At 40.3% G+C, this 4,335-nt stretch carries 4 protein-coding genes; 2 read left to right on the top strand and 2 right to left on the bottom strand.

Annotated elements, in window-relative coordinates; all coding sequences use genetic code 11:
• Positions 1–216: 216 nt before the first annotated feature.
• Entirely contained in the window at positions 217–1,386 is a 1,170-nt protein-coding gene (gene ftsZ / locus ACX9YW_RS22730; RefSeq protein WP_460350962.1) for a cell division protein FtsZ, read from the bottom strand.
• Positions 1,387–1,660: 274 nt separating this feature from the next.
• On the bottom strand, positions 1,661–2,389 hold the full coding sequence (locus tag ACX9YW_RS22735) for a hypothetical protein (protein WP_460350964.1): 729 nt from the start codon (positions 2,387–2,389) through the stop codon (positions 1,661–1,663).
• 271 nt (positions 2,390–2,660) lie between these two features.
• On the opposite strand from ACX9YW_RS22735, the gene ACX9YW_RS22740 reads away from it, so the two are divergent.
• Both ACX9YW_RS22740 and ACX9YW_RS22745 read left to right on the top strand, forming a co-directional pair.
• On the top strand, positions 2,661–3,113 hold the full coding sequence (locus ACX9YW_RS22740; RefSeq protein WP_460350966.1) for an HIT family protein: 453 nt from the start codon (positions 2,661–2,663) through the stop codon (positions 3,111–3,113).
• On the top strand, positions 3,106–3,915 hold the full coding sequence (locus ACX9YW_RS22745) for a PP2C family serine/threonine-protein phosphatase (protein ID WP_460350968.1): 810 nt from the start codon (positions 3,106–3,108) through the stop codon (positions 3,913–3,915). The genes ACX9YW_RS22740 and ACX9YW_RS22745 overlap by 8 nt, the downstream gene beginning before the upstream one ends.
• Positions 3,916–4,335: the final 420 nt, after the last annotated feature.

Here is a 4,335-nt window from a genome sequence, read left to right on the forward strand (position 1 = left end):
CTACGACAAAATGACCGAAAAGCAAGCTTGAATTGTCGTAGAGAAGCCGTCTCTAAACCAAAAGACACGAAAAATATCCGGGAAATGGTATAGAGAAGATTTCTTTTTAATTTAATACTTACTCTTAGTGGTCTTGGACAGGTCCCTTGTCCGAGCTTCGTCTAATGATCATTGGATTGGTACCACGGACCTGTCCCAACTCAACACTTGTTATTTTTACCGTCTGTTTCGATTACGCAAGAACGTTGGGGTATCAAGAGATTCCTCTGAAGGATGTGATTGTTGGTGTCTATCTTGCACGCTTCCTTCTTGTTGTTGCCAGTCCCATGAGAGATCATTCACGGGCTCTTGACGAATGGACCTATCCTCATTAGGTCGTGCATTTGACTGTGTTTCTCGAGTTTTTTCACTCTTGCTTGTGGAGGTGCTCTCTTTATCATCAAAACCTGTAGCAATGACCGTGATCATGATTTCATCTGTTAGGGATTCGTTAATGATGGAACCGAAAATCATGTTTAATTCTTGGTCTGTAGTAGATGCAACGATATCCGCGGCCTCTTGTACTTCAAATAGACTCAAATTACTGCTACCTGTTATGTTCATTAGGACACCTTTTGCTCCATCAATGGAGGTTTCAAGCAACGGACTGGAAATCGCCTTTTTTGCTGCTTCTACCGCACGGTCTTCCCCTTTTGCAATCCCTATCCCCATTAAGGCTGTACCTTGGTTACTCATTATGGTTTTCACGTCAGCAAAATCAAGATTGATTAATCCCGGTACGGCAATTAAATCAGAAATACCTTGAACACCCTGGCGCACGACATTATCGGCTTCACGAAAAGCTTCTACCATTGGTGTTTTTTTATCGACAATCTGTAACAAACGATCATTGGGAACAATAATTAAGGTGTCCACTGCTTCCTTCATTAATTCGATTCCCTTTTCTGCATTTAATGCTCTCTTTCTACCTTCAAAGCTGAACGGACGAGTCACCACCCCAATCGTAAGTGAACCGAGTTTCTTGGCAATTTGAGCAATGGCAGGAGCGGCACCCGTTCCGGTACCTCCGCCCATTCCTGCCGTTACAAAGACCATGTCCGCTCCTGTTAGGATTTCTTCTAGCTGCTTGTGGCTTTCTTCCACCGCTTTTCTACCGATTTCAGGATTTGCACCAGCTCCTAAACCTCTAGTCAATGTTGTTCCTATTTGTACCTTGATCTCCGCTTTTGATAGATTAAGAGCTTGTGCATCTGTGTTAACCGCAATAAATTCTACTCCTTGAACCCCATCCTCTATCATGCGATTTACGGCATTATTTCCCCCACCGCCGACACCGATTACTTTTATTCTTGCTACTTGATCTATGTTCATGTCCATCTCGAACATCAAACTCTCCTCCTACTTAAACCAAATTAGTTAGCCCCAATTTTTGAATACTTGGGCTAGTAAGTCTTTTGTAACCTTCCATTCAAAAAAAATACGCCAGTAATACAAGGTGACTATTGTCTATTTGTATTACTGGCATAAATTTCAAACTATTCTTCCTCCCTATATCCTATACTAAAATTTTCGTCGAAAATTCAGTATCTATGTCGGTCAAAAGAAGAAAATGTGAAACATAGGGGAACATAGGGTGAAACGCGGGAACCGTCCCCGTGTTTCACCTTTCCATTTTCCGAAGTAAAGTTTGATAGAATTGCCCCTTTTCATCTACTGTTAGGTAAACCTTTTGAATGGCTTGATTTTTTCCGAGAAAATTGATGATGTTGATTGGTTCCTTAAGGTTCAATTCAAACTGTGGGGTATCGAATTCAATTAATAAGCCTTTAAAGACATTTTTATCCCGTTTGTGCTTTTCATAATTACTGCCGCTTGTAATGGAGGCAATTTGGTCGTATGGAATCGAAATTTCTCTTCTTGTACCAATTTTAATATGAAGGATTTCCTGCTTGATGAAAATTGGTCGTTGAACAATAGCCCGGTAATCACTGATTAAATAGAGGACCCCGTAGATATTTAAGGCAATATGAATCCATGATAGAATCAGACTCCATTTATGTAGCAAGAAAAACAGCCCGACACTTTCCAATAGAATCACGCTTAGTAAGGCAATAAGGACACCTTTATAACCAACACTTTTATGATAAGTATAGGCTTGACCATCAGCCCCACCATTTGATTTTCTCGCAAACAAGTAATATAGCATCGTCATTTCTCTTGTTATCATTAACGCAACCGGAGTCGGGAAGGTTTTTTTCAAAACAATTTCAATCTTTTCAATAAATCCCCCTACTTCACCAAGCTCTATATAGCACTTATACAGTTTATACAAACGAAAAACTAAAAAACAGATTAATAGAATTTCAATTAAAATGATATAGATTTTCACCGTAACTTCCCTTTCCTCAGATTAAACTAATTACCTACTCAGAATAAACATATCATAATTTTTCCAGATGGGGAAACATGGGGACGGTTCTCGCGTTTCACCATCGATGCCGTCTAACTATTATGTTAGCTTTTTCCCTTTAAGAAAATCCCATTCAATGAACTCTCACAACATCTTTTGTGAGGATAATCAACAAAATATAGGATTATATTCCTTCTCCATGATATTTGTACTATACTTGTAGGAATATTCGGAAAAGGGGTTGACTCATTTGAACAATTGTTTCATTTGCAATAAGCATGCTGGCCATATTGTCACTTCAGGGGTAGCGATTTACGAGGATGAGTATGTTTATGTTGGCCATATTGATCGTGAAGGAAAACCGAATTACTTAGGTCATATTATGATTGATTTGAAGAGACATGCTCCCACTCTTGGAGATATGAGTATGGATGAAGCGAAGGCATTTGGGGTGATGATGGCTAGAGTCAGTAAAGCACTTATGGAAACGGAGAATGCCGAACATATTTATTCCTTTGTTTCTGGTAATGCTGTTCCGCATTTGCATATGCATCTTGTCGCACGTTATCCAGGCACGCCAAAGGAATATTGGGGGGCAAGTGAGGTATATGATTGGGAAGGGGCTCCGATGGGTGATAATGATGCCGTTATTGAGCTTTGCTCCCGTATCAAAACATACTTAGAGAATAATAGATATGAGTAATCTTGCAGATTTTAGTTGGATAGGCAGCCAGGACGACTTTGTGGATCGGCCGGATGTTTTTCCCATCCATCATATAGTGGTTGGGCGTTTTGGCGGCAATTCCAATGCCGGACAATATAAGAACGAAGATGGGTGTCTCGTCTGGCTTAATCCTGATGAAGACTGGGAGTTTGCGATCATTCTAGATGCCCATAAAACGGCTGAAAGCGCCGAAGCCATTCTTAAGCTATTCAATGACGAGAAAACTGCTATCGCTGACCTCCTTTCCCTTCAGTTTGATAAAATTTTTTTTAAAAGACTTGAGGAAAAAGTTTTACGTATGTTTCAATCTGAGGAATTTTTATCGGTTTGCCGGAATGTAACAGGAGAAACAGCTTGCTTAATTGCGGTAAGAAAGGATCAATATCTGTGGTGGTTCTCCGTTGGCGACTGTGTGCTTTATTTATTTCATGAAGAACTGACTTCCATGGGTCAGTATCAGGTTAATCAAAGACATTTTTATGAATGGATTGGGCAAGTTAATACTTTCGAACGATCAGTTCCTTGTTATAGTGTTGGGGTCAAGGAATTAAGAAAAGGGGAAAATCAAATCTTCCTCACAACGGACGGCCTAATTGAATGCCCCAATGAACCTTTTGTAAACCCGAAAGCCATTTATCATTCCTTCCTGGGGTCTAATGATCACGATAGTGTCAACTCCATGTTGGAAGTGATAAAGAACAATCATGTTAGAGATAGTACAACCATCATTACTTGGAAGCTGAACATACTAAAAGATGGGGATTGGGCAAGCGATCAATGAAGAGAAACATGGTGACGGTTCTCGCGTTCTTCCAAAAAAGAGGTGCGAAAAACGCACAAATAGTGCGAGACCAGATAAATTCGGTGAAACATTAGAACCGTCCGGAGCCACTGAAAAAATCAGTTTTGTGTTTTAACCATTATCTAAATCAATTCAAGTAACTATCCAGCCACTTTAGCGCTGTGATTACTGATCAACGCCATATATAGGCATTTGAAGAGCCGTTTTGGTGTTGAGATTGGCGCTCAACGCCAAATTTAGATATTTGGTGCTCAGTTTTGGTGTTGAGACCGGCGCTCAACGCCAAATTTAAATATTTGGACAGCCGTTTTGGTGTTGAGACCGGCGCTCAACGCCAATTTTAAATATTTGGAGAGCCGTTTTGGTGTTGAGACCGGCGCTCAACGCCAATTTTAGATA

This window comes from Pseudoneobacillus rhizolycopersici (assembly GCF_054786815.1).

Bases quoted from the DNA above. Each gene is read 5' to 3' on its own strand.
- ftsZ (WP_460350962.1), bottom strand. From the start codon at position 1,386: ATGTTCGAGATGGACATGAACATAGATCAAGTAGCAAGAATAAAAGTA.
- ACX9YW_RS22745 (WP_460350968.1), top strand. From the start codon at position 3,106: ATGAGTAATCTTGCAGATTTTAGTTGGATAGGCAGCCAGGACGACTTT.